The organism is Methanoregula sp. (assembly GCF_023227875.1).
Classification (GTDB): Archaea; Halobacteriota; Methanomicrobia; order Methanomicrobiales; family Methanospirillaceae; genus Methanoregula.
Genome location: NZ_JALOCH010000002.1, coordinates 63,372 through 80,620, shown reverse-complemented (window position 1 = coordinate 80,620; position 17,249 = coordinate 63,372). Strand labels below are relative to the sequence as shown.

Below are 17,249 nucleotides of genomic sequence, written 5' to 3'. Positions count from 1 at the left end.
CTTCTCGAATTCCACAAACTGCCTGCCTATCTATTTATTTATAGAACGTCAAACGGTTTATCGTTATGGACTTGTCCCTTATCCAGAAGGATATCCTCATCACCTTAATCACCCTCTACCACCAGCAGTCGCACTCCATCAAGGGGGAAGAGATTGCCGATATGATCCAGCGCAACCCGGGGACCGTGCGCAACCAGATGCAGTCCCTCAAGGCTGTAGGGCTCGTTGATGGGGTGCCCGGCCCGAAGGGCGGGTATATTCCTACCGAGCTGGCCTATAAGGAACTCAACCTGAACATTGCTGAGGGCGATTATGATGTGAGGATTAGCCGGAACGGGGAAGAGGTCAACGGGGCAAATGTCAAGGAAGTCGATTTCACCACGCTCTGCCACCCGGATGTCTGCCACGCGGTGATCAAGCTGGTCGGCAGTGCGAAACTCTTCCAGATCGGCGACCAGATCACGATCGGCCCGACCCCGGTCAACAAGCTGCTGATCCGGGGCGAGGTGTTCGGCAAGGACGAGGCAAAACAGGCCCTCCTCATCTCCACGTCAGAGATGATCTCCCTTCCGAAGAAATCGATCAAACACTACATGTCATCCCCCTTAATCACCCTCAAGAGCACCAACACCTTAAAAGATGCCCTCTCACTTTTCAACCGCGACCGAATCCATGGCGTAGCGGTAGTAGACGATGGGAAACTTTCCGGTATCATTACCATGAGCGATATTGCAAAAGCGGTGGAGAAGGAGCTTCCGCTCTCGACAAAGGTCTCAGCATGCATGACCTCGGATGTCGTAGAAGCACCGTCACACATCAAACTGTTCGAAGTGATCCGGCAGTTCAAGGAGCATAAGATCGGGCGGTTGATCGTCATAGAAGACGGAAAGCCGGTTGGCATCATCACCCAGTCGGATATTATCCGGGTCTTTCCCGCGCTGTAAATAGAATATCTTTAGATATTCCGCGCCAAATGCTATGGGAGGATCAACATTTTATGACAGAATTATCCCAGGCTGCAGTTGAACGGATCATCAAGAAGGCCGGTGCCGAGCGTGTCAGTGCCGACGCCACGGAAACGCTTGCCGAACTGATGGAGGAATATGGCACCTTCCTTGCAAAGGAAGCAAAGAAGATGTCGGACCATGCCGGCAGGAAGACCCTGCGGGGAACCGATGTCAGAATGGCCGCAGAAATGTTCAAATAACCTTCTTCTGGTATAAATCCCGAAAAACTCATTTTTCCCGCCAGTTTAGAACAATTTAAATATTTATACATCGTCAATTTTTTCATGACTCGTGTATTTGCCCGCAGCCTGTCGAGAAAAAAGATCATGACCAACGACGGGAAGCTCATCGGGACCCTGAAAAATATCCGTGTTGACTTCGATTCCGGCCAGGTGCAGGAGATGATCATCCACCCGGACCAGTCCTTTGCCACGGATGGCTACAACCTCGAGGATGACAAGCTGCTCATTGTACCGTTTGAAGCGGTGAAGGATATCAAGGACTATATTGTCGTTGACCGTTACCTTGCCCGGAAATAAGAAGAATATTTTTTTATCCCTTCCACAAACCCGTCGCCGTACGCTTTTTCTGTAACATATTCCGCTGCTGCCTTGGTGTCGGGATGGGCATTGGCAACGGCAATGCCGGTGCCGGCAGTCCTGAGCATCTGGATGTCGTTGATGGAATCCCCGATTGCACAAAAATCCTCCGGGACAAGACCCATCGTTCCAGCGAGCGTTACGAGTGTTGTGCCCTTGTTGATGCCCAGTGACTGGAGGTGAATGGCATATCCGGTATCGATTACCTGTACCGGATGATCCCGGAGGAATTCCTTTACCTCATCGACCGGTACCGTCCGGGCAAATGCCAGGTCTGCGAACCGGTAGGTCGGGCTGAAGAGTTCCAGTTCCTTTCCCTGAGTGCGGTAATGAGCCTGCAGGGTCTCAAGCGCTTTCCTGCAGGCACCCTGGTCACCGGTAATCCGGAGGGGACCGGTATATCCTGCCCGGAACACCCCCCCGTTCTCTGCGATGAACGACCCCTGGGTCCCGATCATCTTGCAGAGCGTCTCCATGAAGCAGGACGTATTCCCGCTTGCCAGCACTACCTCGACCCCCTGGTCGACCAGCGACCGGATGGTCTCGATAGCACCGGTGTGTATCCTGCGGTCGGGACGGGTGATCGTCCCGTCGATATCCGTGAGGAGCGCTTTTAACACGATTTGAGACCAGCCTCTTCTACAATGAATGGTGCCTCGCCTTCGGGCAGGTTCGGGCTGTCCACGAGACGTGCAATGCGTTTGCCGCCCTTGCTCTTGCGGAGGTAGAGACGGAATGTTGCCGTGTGGCCGACAATGTTTCCGCCGATCGGTTTTGTCGGGTCGCCGAAGAATACGGCGGGGTTGGACATGACCTGGTTGGTGACGAGGCCCACGGCATTATGCTCGTCGATGAGCTTGAAGAGCTCGTGCATGTGGCGGTTCAGTTTCTGCTGGCGGGCGGCAAGCGTCCCGCGGCCGGCATATTCTGCCCGGAAGTGGGCCGTGAGCGAGTCGATAATGAAGAGCTTGACCGGTTTCCCTTCCTCTTTTAACTCGGTTGCCAGTTCACGGGAATTGTCGATCAACAGCATCTGGTGATCGGACGTGTGGGCCCGGGCGATATGGATATTGTCAAGGAACTCCTGCACGTCCGGCACATTATCCAGGCCGAGGCCGTTCACCATCTGCTCGATACGTTCTGGTCGGAAGGTATTTTCTGTATCGATATAGATGACGCTGCCCCCAAGACCCCCGTCTTCCTCGGGAAGCTGGACATTGACCGCCATCTGGTGGACGATCTGGCTCTTACCGGAACCGAACTCACCGTACATCTCGGTGATCGCCTGGGTCTCCATTCCCCCGCCGAGCAGGGTATCCAGTTCCGGCACCCGGAACGAGAGTTTCCTGATGTCCTTGCGTGCTTCGAAGATGTCCTTGCCGGTCTTGAACCCGCCGACATCGGCGACTTCGCGGGCAGCCTTGATGATCTTCTTCGCAGTGGACTCTGAGATCTCTGAGACCTCAGAGAGTTCGGCAGGTGCTGCCGTTGCAATGCTCTCAACAGAGAGGTAACCGGCTTCCCGGAGTTTTTCTGCAGTGCTCGGGCCTACACCCGGTAAATCTTCAATTTCCAATGGTCCTTCAGCCATTTCTTGTAACACTCCTATGGCACAACAAGATGTTAAAAGCTGGCATATATACTCCCGGATTGCGCGGGGTGAAAGTGAGGTTTTACCGGTTTATAGTGTCCATCAGTGCTTTCACGTGTGCCAGTACCGTTTCAGTACTGATCACCACCGGCACGACCTCTCCCGGGATGATACGGCTGCCTGAGAGGGTCCCGGTTACCTCAACCTCGCTGCCTTCCGGAAAATTTCCTTCGATAAGGTAGCGATCCTTACCGTTATCGATGAATGTGCAACCCTGCCCTGCGATAATGGTGCCCGAGAAGACGATCGGGACGGGAGCTTCCGGTTCCTTTGGCACCCGCAGAGCGCTCCCCCTCCCGACCGCGAGCTCGATATCCCCGAACCGCCCGGGTTTTGCGGTTGCGTGGTAGACCTCGACAGAGTCCCCCGCAGCCAGCGGGACGAGTGCGTTCTCCCCCCAGAGTACAATTTTCTGGTCGTCCTTGCCATCCGTGATCGTCACGTTCCTGACCCATGAGGGAGTGCCGTTCCGCGTGGTAAAAGAGCGTGGCTGCTGCAGCTGCCTGATGGTGCCCTGGACGCTGTAAACTCCCTGATCGGCTACTGAACCCAGGGGAGTGAACGGGATGGAGATGACCTGATCGGTAATGGTGACGGTGCTCTTCTCATCAAGGCTGTAACTCCGCCCATCGTCCCGCTGGCTGGGTTTTGCGCCGGTAATGTGAAGGGAGGCACCCGCCGGGACAGCAAGGAGCAGGTCCGGGGCCCATGCGACCATGCGTGCCGAGCCTGCAGCATCACCGATGATCGCGTCCACCATCTCCCCGGTGGTCCCATCCCGCCGGGTATAGGAACGCGGTTCCCCCCGGGCGATCAGGACCGTGTCAAGATCCACCGGTTCGTCCGAGAGGTTTCCTGCACCGGTACCGTTCTTTTGCATATCGCACCGGATCTCGCAGCTGGCCTTCCGGAGGGCAAGTGCATAGATCTCCCGGGTGCTCTTCCCCGGGTGGCGGCCGATCACTTCAAGGACTTCGCCGATCTCGGTGTCGAGCACAGCCCCTGCTTTCTCGTCCCAGAGCACGACCCGGGTGGTCCCGGTCTCGTCCCCGAGGAGGATTGTGGCTACCCATCCCTTCTCGCCATCAGCACGGTCGAACTCCTTTGGTTCTGTCTTGTCGATAATCTTCCCGAAAAAAGAGAAGAGGCTGGACTTGGCCGAGAGCCCCTTGATCTTCACGTGTTCGCGGCCCAGCTCGCCGACTACCATCATCGCGGCAGTCGGTTCGTCGACCAGGTCGCCGCATTCATCGATCTTCGCGTCTACGCGTCGTTCGAACTCCTCTTTTGTGATGAGGTCATCGACCAGCGCATAGTGGAAGAGCACGGAACAGGCCTCCGCCTATTTCTGCCAGGGTGGGCGTTCCATGGTACCGGTGATATCGCCAACCGATTCAGCCCGGCGCATGAGGGCGACCTCGGTGCCGTGAAGGAGAACTTCAGGACACCGCGGGCGGCTGTTGTACTGGGATGACATGGCATACCCGTACGCCCCGGCATCGAGCACCGCGATGATATCGCCCGCCGTGACTTCGGGGAGTTTCCGGTCAGGTGCAAGGATGTCACCGGTCTCACAGATGGGCCCGGTGACCGTGTATTCCGTTGTAAGGGGAGCGTCGGCCCTGTTTGCCACGATAACCTCGTGGTAGGAGTCGTACATCGCAGGCCGGATCAGGAGGTTGAACCCTGCGTCAACGTTCGCAAACCGTTTGTGGGCTTTCTTGGTAGAGTTGACCCGCGTCAGGAGCACGGTCGAATCTGCTACGAGCGACCGGCCCGGCTCGACCCAGAGTTCGGGTGTGATCCCGCAGGCTTCCATGCCGGCTTTGAAGACCGGGACTACCTTTGCTGCATAGTCCTCCGGTGTCGGTGCCGGGTCGGTGTCGTGGTGGTAGGGGATGCCAAGGCCGCCGCCAAGATCGATGAACTCGAGTTTCACGCCCATCTCGGTGAGTTCCTTAGCGATGCGGACCATCACTTCGGCAGCACGGGCAAAGGGTTCGACGTCGAGGATCTGCGAGCCGATGTGACAGTGGATGCCGACCGGCAGGATGCTTGTGCAGGCCAGGGCCTCTTTGTACGCGGCAGGGATCTCCTTGTGCGGGATGCCGAACTTGCTCGTGGCAAGGCCGGTCGCAATCTTCGGGTGGGTGGGCACTTCGAGTGCCGGGTTGACGCGGAACGAGACCTTCACCGTTTTGCCGGCTTCTGTTGCTACTGCATCGAGCTGGTGGAGTTCGTCCAGGGAGTCGAGCGAGACCGTGACGCCTTTCTCCACCGCAAGTTTCAGGTCGGCGGGAGTCTTGGAGCTCCCGTTGAAGAGGAGTTTCTCCGGTGCCATGCCGGCGTCAAGAGCAAGCTGGAGTTCTCCTGAAGAGAAGACATCTGCCCCGGCGCCTTTTGCCGCCAGCGCCCGTATCAGGGCAAGGTTGCCGTTTGCTTTTGCCGCAAAGAGCACCTGCACCTTCGGATAACGGGCGCCGAGGGCTTTTTTGTAACTCTCAAACTGTTCCACGACCCGGTCCTCGCTCGTCACGTAGAGCGGCGTCCCGTATTTTTCCGCAAGGGCCACGCAGTCCTGCCCGTTAATGAGCAGGTGGCCGTTTTTTATGGTAAGGTGGTGAGGGAGTTTCATAGGTTCATCTTCCGCATCCGTTCGATCGCTTCCTGTATCCGGGCAACCGGCCGGGTGATCGCAAACCGCACGTAGCCTTCTCCGCTGGCACCGAAACCGACACCTGGCGTTGCAACGATACCGGCTTCGGTCAGGAGCCGCCCGGAGAATGTCATGCAGTCCTTGACCGGCATCCAGACATAGAATGTTGCCTTCGGTAACGGTACATCGAAGCCGAGCCCCTGCAGGCCCCTGACGAGCACGTCGCGGCGCTCCTTGTAGGTCCTGCAGGCATCCGTAACACAGTCCTGCGAACCGGAGAGGGCCGTGATGGCAGCGTACTGTACGGCATCGAAGACACCGGAGTCTACGTTGGTCTTGACCCTGCCGAGCCCGGCGATGACCTCCGCGTTACCGACTGCCATCCCTATTCTCCAGCCGGTCATGTTGTAGGTCTTGGAGAGTGAGTGCATCTCGATACCTACCTCCATGGCTCCCTTTGTTTCAAGGAACGAGGGGGCGCGGTACCCGTCAAAGGAGATCTCGGAGTACGCATTGTCCGAGACCACGATGATCTCATTGTCGCGGGCAAAGTCCACGACCTCCTTGTAGAATCCCTCCGGTGCTATGGCTCCCGTCGGGTTGTTCGGGTAGTTGATGTACAGGATCTTTGCTGCCTTTGCCACGTTCTTCGGGATGTCGGAGAGCACGGGAAGAAAATTATTTTCCCGCAGGAGCGGCATGTCGTGCACCTTCCCCTCGGCAAAGAGCGTGCCGGTCCGGTATACCGGGTAGCCGGGGCTCGGGGAGAGGACATAGTCGCCGGGGTTCACGAACGCCTCGGCGATGTGGGCGATACCGTCCTTGGAGCCCATGAGGGCAATCACTTCTTTGTCGGCATCAAGCGTGACACCGAACCGCTTCTTGTACCACCCGGCAACTGCGCTCCGGTAGGCCGGCATGCCGGCATAGTCCGGGTAGTGGTGGTTCTTTGAGTCCTTTGCTGCCGCAATCAGGGCATCCACGATATGGGGTGGTGTTGCAAGGTCCGGGTCACCGACACCGAGATCGATGAGGTCAACGCCTTTCTTCCGTTGTTCGGCTTTCATCGCGTCGATCCGTGCAAAAAGGTACGGCGGGAGGTTGCTCATGCGTGATGCGTACATATGTACTTACTTTTGGCGCTGGGCGCTATAGAATCTAACTCCCTTCATGGAATGGCACTTCCTCCCGCGGCGGCGCGAAAAACTATGCTTATCTGCCGGCAGCGATAACATCAGCGTCATGGAGAAGAAGAACGCGGGAGACGGGAAGGAGATCTGCGTCATGTACTCCACCGTACCTCCGTCCCGCTCAACGGATCTGGCACAGCGCCTTCTTGAGAAAAAGATCGTTGCGTGTGTCAATATCATACCGGTCCGGTCACTCTACCGCTGGAAGGGCGAGTCCTGCGATGACGGGGAGCACCTGCTCATCATCAAGACCCGGAAGGACCTTGCCGACACGGTAATCCGGGCCCTGAAAGAAATGCACCCGTATGATGTGCCGGAGGTTATTACCCTGCCGGTCATCGCGGGCCACCTGCCTTATCTTGACTGGGTGTACTCGGAGACGCGTGGACCATGATCTACACCCACCACGGGATACAGGTGGTCGCGGGCGGGGCGAGGGAGACGGACGATGCCATCGTCATCGAGGACCGGTTCGAGCTCCTGCTGAATGACCGGCGGGTAACGTCCATAGTTGCAAGCCGCGACCAGCTGCGGGAACTCGGCGCGGGATACGTGATCTGCGAAGGGCTGGTCCGTTGCGTGGACAAGGTGAACCTTGACGGGGACCGCATCCTTGTCTGCGCGGATACCGGCTGCGACCTGAAACAGGTGAAATGTGAGACCGGTTCTTCCGGGGGGCTCAGTTTCCTCTCGCCGGCACCAGAGACCGTGTCGGATATCCACATAACGCCGGATGATGTGATCGCGATCACGAAGGAGATCGAGACCGAACTCTGGCGGAAGACCGGGGGTGTCCACTGCTCGGTCCTGTTCCGGGACGGGAAGCTTATCTGCAAGAGCAGCGATGTCGGCCGGCACAACACGGTCGACAAGCTCGTGGGGTACGCTGCCCTGAATGGCATCGATCTCTCCCGCTGTGTCATCGGCTGCACCGGCCGGCAGCCGGCCGGCATGGTCCGGAAATCAGCCCATGCCGGGATCCCCATCATCATCTCCCGTGCTGCATCGACCGACAAGGGGATCGCTGCAGCAGAAGCGGCAGGCATCACGCTTATCGGGTTCTCCCGGGGGGACCGGTTCACGGTCTATACCCATCCCGAACGGGTCGAACTCGCTGGCACGATGTAAACCGGTGGTCGTGATGCGTAAGGTTATTTCCTGTGGCCGAGTAAAGAAAGTACCAGTAGTCCGGGATGGATCATAGTGGCAGACGAACCGACAGCAAAGACCTCAACAGCGCTCCTCGTGCTCGGGTGTCCGCAGGTACCGGTACAGACCGGTATCGCATTGTACCTCATCAACCGGCTTAAGAAGGCCGGCCTCACACCGGTCGTTGCCGGCAACAAGGCGGCAAACACCCTGCTCGTGGTCTCGGACCCGGACCGCCATTACGTCGGTGAAGTGATCGACCTTGACCGTGCCGTAGGCCTTATCAGCGACAAGAAACGTGACTTCGACCGGTGCTTCGTCTTCGTCCACAACGATGCGGGTGTCACCTACGCGGCAACGATGGGAGCGATCTCCGGCGCGAAACTGTATGCGCTGGTGTATGGCGAGCACTTCGAAGAACAGGCAAAGAAGATCGACTTTCCCTGCACGGTCATTGCGGCAAAGGCCGTGCATAATCCCCTGCCCCTGAAAAAGGCGATTGACGAGGTGGCACCATGGGCTGCGTAGAATCGATGAACTATGAGATTGTCCTGCGGGATGCCACCTTCAGGGAGTCCCGCGAGTATGTCCGGAGTAATTTCAAGGAGTCCATCGATGTGCAGCCCGGGTTCAAGGTCTTCGATGTCCACGTGATCGGCCTGCCCCCGATCGCGATCGGGCTCGATGGCGATTTTGTCATCTTCCCGTACACGAAGCCCTGCCATGGCACGTTCCTCCTCCGCGTTGAAGACAGGGAAGAGGCGGTACGGCTCCGTGCACTAAAAAAAGTGAGTCGCGCCTGACCGTGGACCCCCCTATACTCCTGATCGATTTTTGGCAGTTTGTCACGGTGGAACCGACCAACGGCAGGACCGTGTGCAGCGCAGACTGTATAACTATATAGCAGATGGGTCTGTAATTAGATGTAAATCAGGAATTGATCAGGGGTGTATGCATGGCCGGCAAGGGAAAAATACTGCTGATGGACGACGAGCAGATCATACTCGATGTAACCCTCGAAGTCCTGAAATTCCTTGACTATGACGTGATGTTTGCAAAGGACGGTTCCGCGGCAATCGACCTGTACAAGCAGGAGAAGGCTGCCAATGCCCCGTTTGATGTAGTCATCCTCGATCTCACCATCCCGGATGGTATGGGCGGGGAAGAGACCATTCGCAGGCTCCGCGAATTCGATCCGTCCGTTAAGGCTATTGTTTCCAGCGGGTATTCCAATGACCCGGTGGTCATGGATTATGCAGGATATGGTTTCTCCGGCAGTCTCTCAAAACCGTACAAGATCAATGATATGAAAGCGATCCTGGAAACGCTGATGAAATAATAAGGAACCGCTGGTTATCCCGCACTTCCGGTGGCTGCATTCTTCTTTTTGATCTTACCGGTTGCCTCATGTGCGGCCCGGCGGACATACTCGTCCTTGTCATCCAGCAGTTTTTGAAGCGGTTCAAGTGCCCTTGAGTCCCCGATATTGCCGAGGGCATCCGCCGCACCCCAGCGCACATACCAGTCGGAACTTTTCAGGCACTCGATCAGGGAGTCGACCGGTGCGTCGCTGCCGATCTTCCCCAGCGCCCATGTTGCCGGTACCTGGACAAACGAGTCCGGCTCCTTGAGGGCCTTCCCCAGGCACATCGCGGCCCTCTTGTCACCGATCTTCCCCAGCGCATCGGCAGCGGTCCAGCGGACATACCAGTCCATGTCATTTACTGACTGGATCAATGGTTCCACGGCACGCGTGTCGTGGATCTCGCCAAGCGCCCAGACTGCCCTGACCCGGACCCACCAGAGCTTGTCTTTCAGTGCAAGGATCAGCGGTTCGACCGCCGGTTCCCCGATAAGGGAGAGGGCATACGCGCTCCGCCACTGGACATCGCTGTCCTCATGCCTCATGCTTGCAATGAGGTGTTCGATTGCCGGTCTGCCCATCCCGGCAAGGACGCGGGTGGCATGCCAGCGCACATCATGGTCCTCTTCGGATAATGCCCGTATCAGCTGGGGGATTGCCATCTCGCCGATACGGCCAAGGGCAAGGCCCGCCAGCCAACGGATATCCTGGTCGTCTTCCCTGAGCGCCCGGATCAGGGGCTTGATCGCCGGTTCCCCGATATCCCCGAGGGCAAGCGCTGCCCTCCAGCGTATCCCGAGATTGCGATGGCGGATCGCCTTGATCAGGCCGTCCATGTCCATGCCGCTTGTCGTGTGGATCGAATAGGCTTTCTTGTCCGACCCCGTGCCAGGTACATTCACTCTCTTTTGCTCCATTACCCTTGTATCGGTATGACACTGTCAGCTCCGTTTGTCCTGATGGAAATAATTGCGGTATCCTGACGTGCCCGGACCGGATGATGTATCTCTTCAGAGGACAGGGAGATACGCTCTATAGTGATGAAGATTGATTCCGGCCTATTTGAATATAACGTCAGAAACGTAACGTCGGAAATCCAGCCCTGCTGCGGTGGTCCCGGTGGTTGGCATCATGACAATGTATATGCCCGCACCTGCATTACCGTATCATGCGGGGCATGTATGACAGAAATACAAGAAGTATCAGTCCTCATCGGCGGGAGAGCCGGTGATGGCATCAACAGTGCCGGTGCACTGGTGGCCCAGCTGCTCAACCACCTTGGTTACCGGATTTACCTCGATTTCGATTACCCATCGCTGATCCGGGGGGGACATAATTTTGCCATCATCCGGGGATCCGAACACGAGGTCGGGACCTGCAGGGAGAAACTCGATTTTATCCTGGCCCTGAACCAGGAGACCGTTGACCGGCACCGCGACCAGGTGCATGCGGGTACGGCGATCATATTCAACGCGGACCTGGCCAGGTCCGACGGGCAGGGAATCTCCATAAAAAACATCCTCACGAGCGAGAAAGCGCCGGAGATCATGGGGAATTCGGCGATCATTGGTGGCTTTGCGAAGGCGGCCGGGATCGAATGGGTGATCGTTGAAACGGTATTCCGGCGCCATATCCCCAAAGGGATGGACCTGAACCTGAGCGTTGCCCGGCGTGCATACGACCAGCTTACCGTAGTCCGCCGGATCGAGCCGTGCAATAATCCGCCCCTCCCCCTCCTGAACGGGAACGAGGCAATCGGCCTTGGCCTGGTCAGGGGCGGGCTTGAGGCCTATGTCTCGTACCCGATGACCCCCTCATCGGGCCTGCTCCATTTCCTTGCCGGGGAGAACGAGAAGCTCGGGATCATGGTCGTGCACCCGGAGAACGAGATCGCTGTAATCCTGATGGCACTCGGCTTCGCCTATGGCGGGAAGCGTGCCGCAGTCGGTACGTCCGGCGGGGGGTTCTGTCTCATGACCGAAGGGCTCTCCCTTGCCGGCATGGCAGAGATCCCCCTTGTGCTGGTGGTATCGCAGCGTACCGGGCCCTCGACCGGTCTTCCCACGTATACCGGGCAGTCCGAGCTCCAGTTTGTCCTGCATGCGGGACAGGGAGAGTACCCCCGGCTCGTTGTCGCACCGGGCGATGCACAGGAAGCGCTGTTCTGGTCGGCGATCGCGATGGACATTGCATGGAAGTTCCAGGTCCCCGCCTTTATCCTTCCTGACAAGACCCTTTCGGAAGGTACGTACAGCGTGGATACTGGCGGGATCACGGTCCCCGTAACGAAGGCGGCTCCTTTCTGGGACAAAAAGCCCCCTTACCGCCGCTATGCTGACACCCCCTCCGGGGTTTCACCCCTTGCATTCCCCGGTGCAAAGGATGCGGTCGTGAAGGTGAACAGTTATGCCCACGATGCATCCGGTTACACCACCGAAGAAGCCGGTATGGTCACCCTGATGACCGACAAACGCCTGCGCAAGGATGAGGAGCTGATTACCGGGATGAACGGGTATCCACAGGTCAATGTCCACGGGTCTGCCGAAGCACCGGTTGCGATCCTCTGCTGGGGCTCCACAAAGGGTGTCTGCAGTGAGGCCGGGGTGAAACTCGGGCTCCGGGTTGTCCAGCCCGTGGTAATCGCCCCGTTCCCGGTAACCCCATTGAAAGAGGCGCTTGCAGAAACCAAAACGATCATCTGCGTGGAGGAAAATGCGACCGCCCAGCTTGCTGCACTTGCACGGCAGCACGGGATCATCCCTGATGCGAAGGTCCTGCGCTACGACGGGCGCCCGTTCACGTATGAGAGCCTGTGTGCCAGGCTGAAGGAGGTCATCCCATGACCGGGCGGGAACTGATCACGGACGTCCAGAACACCTGGTGCCCGGGCTGTGGCAACTTCACCATCCAGCATACGCTTAAGAAGATCCTTGCGGAGATGGAGACTGCGGGCCGATCGCTTGACGATGTCGTCCTCGTGTCCGGTATCGGGTGCCATGCGAAGATCGCCGATTACCTGAATATCAACACGTTTTACTCCCTCCACGGGAGGACGATACCGGTGGCGACCGGCATCAAGCTTGCCAACCCTGACCTCACGGTCATCTGCTGCTGTGGCGACGGGGACTGTTATGCGGAAGGGCTGGACCACCTGATCTTTGCCGCGAAACGGAACGTCGATATCACGGTCATCGTCCACAACAACCGTGTGTACGGGCTTACGACCGGGCAGTATACCCCTACGTCCCCGCTGGGATTCCGGGGCAAGTCCACGCCCTCGGGAACTGCAGAATTCCCCCTCAACCCCCTGGAACTGATGCTTGCGAGCGGGGCAACATATATCGCACGGGGTTACACGAAGAAGATGGACCAGCTCAGGGCACTCCTGCAGGGTGGAATTGCCCACCGGGGGTTCTCGTTCATCGACGTGCTCCAGATCTGTGCCACGTTCTTCCCGGCAGCGGACTATTACACGCCCCGGGTATACGATCCTGCGGACCATGATCCCACCAGTTTCGATCACGCCTGTGTACTGGCCCGTGAATGGGATTACAACTCGGATGCACGGATCCCCCTTGGCGTATTGTACACAGCAACGTTCCCGTGTTTTGGTGAACGGATGGCAACGAAAGGGGTGACCGCTGGGGAACGCGAAGAGGCCGTCCGGCAGATCCTGGCATCACGGATATAATCCCGGGTATCATACGGGTATACAATACGGCCCGGCCAGTAGCAGCTGCTACGCAGGTGCACGTTTCCTGAACGAACAGTGATCCCATGAAGAAGACCCGGGAACAATCCCCCGACGGAACCGGAAGGACATACGTGTCGCTATCCCGGAATATGGTGATCCGTCTCCTGCTGATCCCGGTCCTCGTGTACCTTACCTGGGTCCTGGAAATCTTCCTGTTTGAGGGCCGTGTACAGCTCTTCCTGCGTCCTGATCCCGCAGGGATCATCCTCTATACGGTAACGACCTGTATCCTTGCCGGGCTGGTGGTTCCGGTCCTGCTTATGCGAAGGGCATTCGTTGGCGGGGATGTCACCATGTTCCATCTGGGGTTCCGGACCCTGCACCGTACGGGCCTTGCGGTTGTCCTGACGGCGTTCATCCTCGGGGCAGCGGTTGCCCTGGCAAACCCGTTCGGTACGGACCGGTCTGCCTTTGCCATGGCATTTCTCATCCTCCTTCCCACCGGGATTGCATCCGTCATGATCTGCTGGGTGGTTGCCGGGACACATATCCAGGCCCTTGTCCGGGATGGCGGGGTGCTCCCGTCCATTTCGGTCGGGGTGGTTGTTACCGGTATCCTCTTCGGGCTGACCTCCCGTGCCCAGTTCCCGGATGCCGGCACACCGGACACGCTGTTCTGGTATATTTGTTCGGGGATCCTTCTGGCAGTCTTCTTCTTTGCGGTACGGGATGTCTGGGCTGCATCGGTGGCCGTGACCGGGTGCCTTGTATATCTTGCAGCAGGGTGGCTGGATCCCTCCCTTCTCCAGCAGTCCTTTCCCGTTATCTTACTCGCATCCCTCCTCACCATCGGTGTACTGGCCCTGGTCCACTGGTACCTTTCCCGGCATTACGTAACGATCCCTGTGCCGGTTGCCTGATCGCGAGATATTCCCCGTAACCGCGGATTGTAATCCGGCCCTTACGATTCTGCGTCCGGTAGTGGGCAGAACAGTACCGGAATACCTCACCGCAAACTATTAACTCACGGGATAAAATATCAGGTATCCATGCTGGACACCGTCATAACCCCGGACGTTTTTGCCTTTGTCATCGTCCCGGTCCTGATCTTCCTTGCCCGTGTCTGCGACATGAGCCTCGATACGATCCGGGTCATTTTCATGTCGAAAGGGATCCAGTACCTCCCTGCGATCATCGGTTTTTTCGAAGTGATCATCTGGCTGGTCGCAATAGGGCAGGTGATGAACAACCTGACCAATGTCGTCTGTTACATCGCCTATGGCGCGGGTTTTGCCACCGGGACGATTGTCGGCATGGCCATTGAAGAGAGACTCTCCCTGGGCCTCGCAATCGTCCGGATCATTACCAAGGAGGATCCGGCTGGACTTCTCCGGATCCTTCGCTCTCACGAATATGGCGTGACAAGTATCGATGCAGAAGGCGGCAAAGGCAGAGTGAAGGTCATCTTTACCATCATCAAACGGCAGGACCTCCCGGATGTCGTGCATATCATCAAGGCTTTCAATCCCGGCGCTTTCTATTCTGTTGAAGATGTGAAATCGGTTGCTGAAGGGGTATTTCCCGTAAGAAATTCACACGCTTTCTTCCGCTGGATCAATTCACTGGGTTACCGGCCAAAAGGAAAATGAGGTCCGTTTTGGTGTTTCCCTGGCGATGCAAAACCCGCTTTTATGGCCGCGAGTACGTCCTCCCTGTCCAGACCAATACCTTCTTTGGGTACAAGGGTGACGATGACGTAAGGAATGTGTATGCCGATCCAGCAGATCCATGTGGAAAATTTCAAGAGCTTTTCCGAGCTCGATGTTAACCTTGCCCGGTTCAATGTCGTGATCGGGTCGAATGCTGCGGGAAAATCCAATTTCATCAGCATCTTCCGGTTCCTGCGTGACATCGCTTCATACGGGGTCGTAAACGCCATTGCGATGCAGGGAGGTGCGGAGTACCTCGTGAATGCACAGATCGGTACCACCCGGGACCTCGTCATCAGGGTCAGTTACATTCCGGACACCGCGATGGACGTTGTCGAGACCAGTCCCGGTGCACCGTCCCTCCTTGGGATGAAGGCCTGCGAGTCCTCGTATGAATTTGCCCTCCGGTTCAGCGGGCAGGCGGATGAATTTACGATCACCCGGGACCGGCTCCGGATCGGCTGCGAGGTCTCGTCCTGCCGGCGTGAGGGAGCATCGGTTGTCGAGGACAACCCGATCGGCAGGGGAGAGATCGAGGTCTCGAACGAGAACGGCGCAGTTCACTATGCGGTCCAGGTCCCTGAAGGCTGCCCGCTCACGCAGGATGAGATCATACCGATCTTCTTCCGCAACACTCACCTTCCCGGGAAGACCCTCATTCTCGAGACGGTTTTCGGGTTCCCGCTCCCTCACCTCGACCGGTTTTTTGACCGGATCGCCGTGTACGATATCGATCCGAAACTGCCGAAGAAAGGGGCGGTGATAACGGGGAAACGGGAGCTTGAAAGCGATGGTGGAAACCTCGCGCTCGTCCTGAAGAAGATCATCGATGACCCGGAGAAGAAACGCAAGTTCTCGAACCTGCTCCGCGACACCCTCCCCTTTGTGGAGGAGTTCTCGGTGCAGAAGTTCATGGATGTCTCGCTCATCCTTACCCTCCGCGAACGCTATGCGAAGAGCCGGGACCTGCCTGCATCTTCCCTTTCGGACGGCACGATCATCATCTTTGCCCTGATCATCGCCCTCTATTTCGAGGACAAGCCCTTCATCATCATCGAGGAACCGGTGGGCCATATCCACCCGTTCCTTGTTGCCCGGATCATGGGCATGATGAAAGAAGCCTCGGCGAAAAAACAGATCATGGTCACTACCCACAGTGCGGAAGTTGTCAAGCATGCCTCCCTTGACGATATCCTCCTGATCTCCCGCGACAGCGGGGGGTATTCTGTGGTCTCCCGACCTGCCGACAAGGAGGAGGTCAGGACATTTCTTGAAAACGAGATCGGTATTGAGGAACTCTACCTCCAGAACCTGCTGGGTATGTGAATGAAGAAACGCCTGTTCATCATGGTCGAGGGAGAGGACGATGTCCGGTTCTTCGGCCGTATCATCAAACCCCTGCTTGCCCCCCGGTATGATTCGGTCGAGATCGTTCCGTATGCCTGCATCAAGCGCGACAAGGTGAATAAGTTCCTCAAAAGCGTCAGCCTGATGAAGAACGACTATATTTTCGTTGCCGATATCGATTTTGAGCACTCGGTACGGGACAAGAAGCAGATCCTCTATTACCGGTTCAGCAACCTTGACGGGAACAGTGTCGTGATCGTGATCCGGGAGATCGAGAGCTGGTATTATGCCGGGATATCCGGATCCCTGGAGCACGAACTGCGCATCACGGGTATGGCGTCCACGGATGACCTGACAAAGGAGGACTTCAATGCCCGTATCCCAAAAAAATTCGATTCCCGGATCGACTTCATGTTCGAGATCCTCAAGTCCTTCTCCCTTGAAACGGCGGCACGGAAGAACCAGTCGTTCCACTTTTTTGTCAACCGTTACTACCTTGCCGGTAATCCGGACAGATAAACAGTCCCTGTCACACTGTGGTATCCCGAATTTATTTCACAAAAATGCTTCCAGGTATAATCTCATCGGGTACCCCGTTTTTTTCGTATTATGAGGGTGACCCCCTCTCTCCCCCAGAGGGGGAGGCAGCCCAAGGGGTGCACCCCCTTGACCCCCTTTGTAATCTCGAAAGTTTTCAAATAACAATCTTGCCCAGCGAGGCCCCGACGAGGCGGCCGAGCGACCCCCGAAGGGGGTGGGCTTGCTCATATTCGTGATTATTTTGGGTAATTATTTCGGGATATGACACAGTCCTTGTCGCACATCCCCAACACCCGCGACATTGCGAGAGAATCACAATGGCATTATCGAAACCATTTTTGATA

At 57.2% G+C, this 17,249-nt stretch carries 20 protein-coding genes; 14 read left to right on the top strand and 6 right to left on the bottom strand.

Features of this window, described 5'->3' with window-relative positions; all coding sequences use genetic code 11:
* Window positions 1–65 precede the first annotated feature (65 nt).
* From M0R30_RS02740 to M0R30_RS02730, 3 genes are all read left to right on the top strand, one after another.
* Window positions 66–944, top strand: a complete 879-nt coding sequence (locus M0R30_RS02740) for a CBS domain-containing protein (RefSeq protein WP_292543014.1) — start codon at window positions 66–68, stop codon at window positions 942–944.
* 53 nt (window positions 945–997) lie between these two features.
* On the top strand, window positions 998–1,207 hold the full coding sequence (locus M0R30_RS02735; RefSeq protein ID WP_292543011.1) for a histone: 210 nt from the start codon (window positions 998–1,000) through the stop codon (window positions 1,205–1,207).
* A gap of 84 nt (window positions 1,208–1,291) precedes the next feature.
* Entirely contained in the window at window positions 1,292–1,546 is a 255-nt protein-coding gene (locus tag M0R30_RS02730) for a PRC-barrel domain-containing protein (RefSeq protein ID WP_292543007.1), read from the top strand.
* Here the strand turns inward: M0R30_RS02730 and M0R30_RS02725 are convergent.
* The 5 genes from M0R30_RS02725 to M0R30_RS02705 all read right to left on the bottom strand — a co-directional run bounded on the left by M0R30_RS02725 (window position 1,528) and on the right by M0R30_RS02705 (window position 7,037).
* Window positions 1,528–2,226, bottom strand: coding sequence for a phosphoglycolate phosphatase (locus M0R30_RS02725; RefSeq protein WP_292543004.1), 699 nt, complete (start codon window positions 2,224–2,226; stop codon window positions 1,528–1,530). The two genes, M0R30_RS02730 and M0R30_RS02725, sit on opposite strands and share 19 nt — an antisense overlap.
* A complete protein-coding gene (gene radA, locus M0R30_RS02720) occupies window positions 2,220–3,197 on the bottom strand; it encodes a DNA repair and recombination protein RadA (RefSeq protein ID WP_292543002.1) in 978 nt (325 codons plus the stop codon). The genes M0R30_RS02725 and radA overlap by 7 nt, the downstream gene beginning before the upstream one ends.
* An 82-nt stretch (window positions 3,198–3,279) precedes the next feature.
* Entirely contained in the window at window positions 3,280–4,584 is a 1,305-nt protein-coding gene (locus M0R30_RS02715) for a nucleic acid-binding protein (RefSeq protein ID WP_292543000.1), read from the bottom strand.
* Window positions 4,585–4,599: 15 nt separating this feature from the next.
* Window positions 4,600–5,892 (bottom strand): diaminopimelate decarboxylase, encoded by a 1,293-nt coding sequence (gene lysA, locus M0R30_RS02710; RefSeq protein WP_292542998.1) that lies wholly within the window; start codon window positions 5,890–5,892, stop codon window positions 4,600–4,602.
* A complete protein-coding gene (locus M0R30_RS02705) occupies window positions 5,889–7,037 on the bottom strand; it encodes an LL-diaminopimelate aminotransferase (RefSeq protein ID WP_292542996.1) in 1,149 nt (382 codons plus the stop codon). The genes lysA and M0R30_RS02705 overlap by 4 nt, the downstream gene beginning before the upstream one ends.
* A gap of 118 nt (window positions 7,038–7,155) precedes the next feature.
* On the opposite strand from M0R30_RS02705, the gene cutA reads away from it, so the two are divergent.
* The 5 genes from cutA to M0R30_RS02680 all read left to right on the top strand — a co-directional run bounded on the left by cutA (window position 7,156) and on the right by M0R30_RS02680 (window position 9,591).
* The gene (cutA, locus tag M0R30_RS02700) at window positions 7,156–7,497 is read left to right on the top strand and encodes a divalent-cation tolerance protein CutA (protein WP_292542994.1); all 342 of its coding nucleotides are present in this window, start codon (window positions 7,156–7,158) and stop codon (window positions 7,495–7,497) included.
* On the top strand, window positions 7,494–8,231 hold the full coding sequence (gene fdhD / locus M0R30_RS02695; protein WP_292542990.1) for a formate dehydrogenase accessory sulfurtransferase FdhD: 738 nt from the start codon (window positions 7,494–7,496) through the stop codon (window positions 8,229–8,231). Before cutA ends, fdhD begins: the two co-directional genes overlap by 4 nt.
* A 75-nt stretch (window positions 8,232–8,306) precedes the next feature.
* Window positions 8,307–8,780 (top strand): DUF1890 domain-containing protein, encoded by a 474-nt coding sequence (locus M0R30_RS02690; RefSeq protein ID WP_292542988.1) that lies wholly within the window; start codon window positions 8,307–8,309, stop codon window positions 8,778–8,780.
* Window positions 8,768–9,055: a DUF1894 domain-containing protein gene (locus M0R30_RS02685; RefSeq protein ID WP_292542986.1), complete on the top strand. Its 288-nt coding sequence runs from the start codon at window positions 8,768–8,770 to the stop codon at window positions 9,053–9,055. Before M0R30_RS02690 ends, M0R30_RS02685 begins: the two co-directional genes overlap by 13 nt.
* 152 nt (window positions 9,056–9,207) lie before the next feature.
* Window positions 9,208–9,591, top strand: coding sequence for a response regulator (locus M0R30_RS02680; RefSeq protein WP_292542983.1), 384 nt, complete (start codon window positions 9,208–9,210; stop codon window positions 9,589–9,591).
* A gap of 14 nt (window positions 9,592–9,605) precedes the next feature.
* Here the strand turns inward: M0R30_RS02680 and M0R30_RS02675 are convergent, their stop codons facing one another.
* Window positions 9,606–10,532 carry a HEAT repeat domain-containing protein gene (locus tag M0R30_RS02675; protein ID WP_292542981.1) on the bottom strand — a complete coding sequence of 309 codons (927 nt, stop codon included), beginning with the start codon at window positions 10,530–10,532 and terminating at the stop codon, window positions 9,606–9,608.
* 264 nt (window positions 10,533–10,796) lie between these two features.
* Between M0R30_RS02675 and M0R30_RS02670 the strand changes: the two genes are divergently transcribed.
* The 6 genes from M0R30_RS02670 (at window position 10,797) to M0R30_RS02645 (ending at window position 16,884) form a co-directional block, all read left to right on the top strand.
* Window positions 10,797–12,458 carry a 2-oxoacid:acceptor oxidoreductase subunit alpha gene (locus M0R30_RS02670; protein ID WP_292542979.1) on the top strand — a complete coding sequence of 554 codons (1,662 nt, stop codon included), beginning with the start codon at window positions 10,797–10,799 and terminating at the stop codon, window positions 12,456–12,458.
* Window positions 12,455–13,306, top strand: coding sequence for a thiamine pyrophosphate-dependent enzyme (locus M0R30_RS02665; RefSeq protein ID WP_292542976.1), 852 nt, complete (start codon window positions 12,455–12,457; stop codon window positions 13,304–13,306). The genes M0R30_RS02670 and M0R30_RS02665 overlap by 4 nt, the downstream gene beginning before the upstream one ends.
* An 86-nt stretch (window positions 13,307–13,392) precedes the next feature.
* Window positions 13,393–14,229, top strand: coding sequence for a hypothetical protein (locus M0R30_RS02660; RefSeq protein ID WP_292542973.1), 837 nt, complete (start codon window positions 13,393–13,395; stop codon window positions 14,227–14,229).
* 129 nt (window positions 14,230–14,358) lie between these two features.
* Window positions 14,359–14,958, top strand: a complete 600-nt coding sequence (locus tag M0R30_RS02655) for a DUF2179 domain-containing protein (RefSeq protein WP_292542969.1) — start codon at window positions 14,359–14,361, stop codon at window positions 14,956–14,958.
* A gap of 120 nt (window positions 14,959–15,078) precedes the next feature.
* Entirely contained in the window at window positions 15,079–16,344 is a 1,266-nt protein-coding gene (locus M0R30_RS02650) for an AAA family ATPase (RefSeq protein ID WP_292542967.1), read from the top strand.
* Window positions 16,345–16,884 carry a hypothetical protein gene (locus tag M0R30_RS02645; protein ID WP_292542965.1) on the top strand — a complete coding sequence of 180 codons (540 nt, stop codon included), beginning with the start codon at window positions 16,345–16,347 and terminating at the stop codon, window positions 16,882–16,884. It abuts the gene before it with no gap.
* Window positions 16,885–17,249 lie beyond the last annotated feature (365 nt).

Bases quoted from the DNA above. Each gene is read 5' to 3' on its own strand.
- M0R30_RS02705 (WP_292542996.1), bottom strand. From the start codon at position 7,037: ATGTACGCATCACGCATGAGCAACCTCCCGCCGTACCTTTTTGCACGG.
- M0R30_RS02680 (WP_292542983.1), top strand. From the start codon at position 9,208: ATGGCCGGCAAGGGAAAAATACTGCTGATGGACGACGAGCAGATCATA.
- M0R30_RS02735 (WP_292543011.1), top strand. From the start codon at position 998: ATGACAGAATTATCCCAGGCTGCAGTTGAACGGATCATCAAGAAGGCC.
- M0R30_RS02685 (WP_292542986.1), top strand. From the start codon at position 8,768: ATGGGCTGCGTAGAATCGATGAACTATGAGATTGTCCTGCGGGATGCC.
- M0R30_RS02660 (WP_292542973.1), top strand. From the start codon at position 13,393: ATGAAGAAGACCCGGGAACAATCCCCCGACGGAACCGGAAGGACATAC.
- M0R30_RS02730 (WP_292543007.1), top strand. From the start codon at position 1,292: ATGACTCGTGTATTTGCCCGCAGCCTGTCGAGAAAAAAGATCATGACC.
- M0R30_RS02670 (WP_292542979.1), top strand. From the start codon at position 10,797: ATGACAGAAATACAAGAAGTATCAGTCCTCATCGGCGGGAGAGCCGGT.
- M0R30_RS02645 (WP_292542965.1), top strand. From the start codon at position 16,345: ATGAAGAAACGCCTGTTCATCATGGTCGAGGGAGAGGACGATGTCCGG.
- M0R30_RS02650 (WP_292542967.1), top strand. From the start codon at position 15,079: ATGCCGATCCAGCAGATCCATGTGGAAAATTTCAAGAGCTTTTCCGAG.
- M0R30_RS02665 (WP_292542976.1), top strand. From the start codon at position 12,455: ATGACCGGGCGGGAACTGATCACGGACGTCCAGAACACCTGGTGCCCG.
- radA (WP_292543002.1), bottom strand. From the start codon at position 3,197: ATGGCTGAAGGACCATTGGAAATTGAAGATTTACCGGGTGTAGGCCCG.
- fdhD (WP_292542990.1), top strand. From the start codon at position 7,494: ATGATCTACACCCACCACGGGATACAGGTGGTCGCGGGCGGGGCGAGG.
- cutA (WP_292542994.1), top strand. From the start codon at position 7,156: ATGGAGAAGAAGAACGCGGGAGACGGGAAGGAGATCTGCGTCATGTAC.
- M0R30_RS02655 (WP_292542969.1), top strand. From the start codon at position 14,359: ATGCTGGACACCGTCATAACCCCGGACGTTTTTGCCTTTGTCATCGTC.
- M0R30_RS02675 (WP_292542981.1), bottom strand. From the start codon at position 10,532: ATGGAGCAAAAGAGAGTGAATGTACCTGGCACGGGGTCGGACAAGAAA.
- M0R30_RS02740 (WP_292543014.1), top strand. From the start codon at position 66: ATGGACTTGTCCCTTATCCAGAAGGATATCCTCATCACCTTAATCACC.
- lysA (WP_292542998.1), bottom strand. From the start codon at position 5,892: ATGAAACTCCCTCACCACCTTACCATAAAAAACGGCCACCTGCTCATT.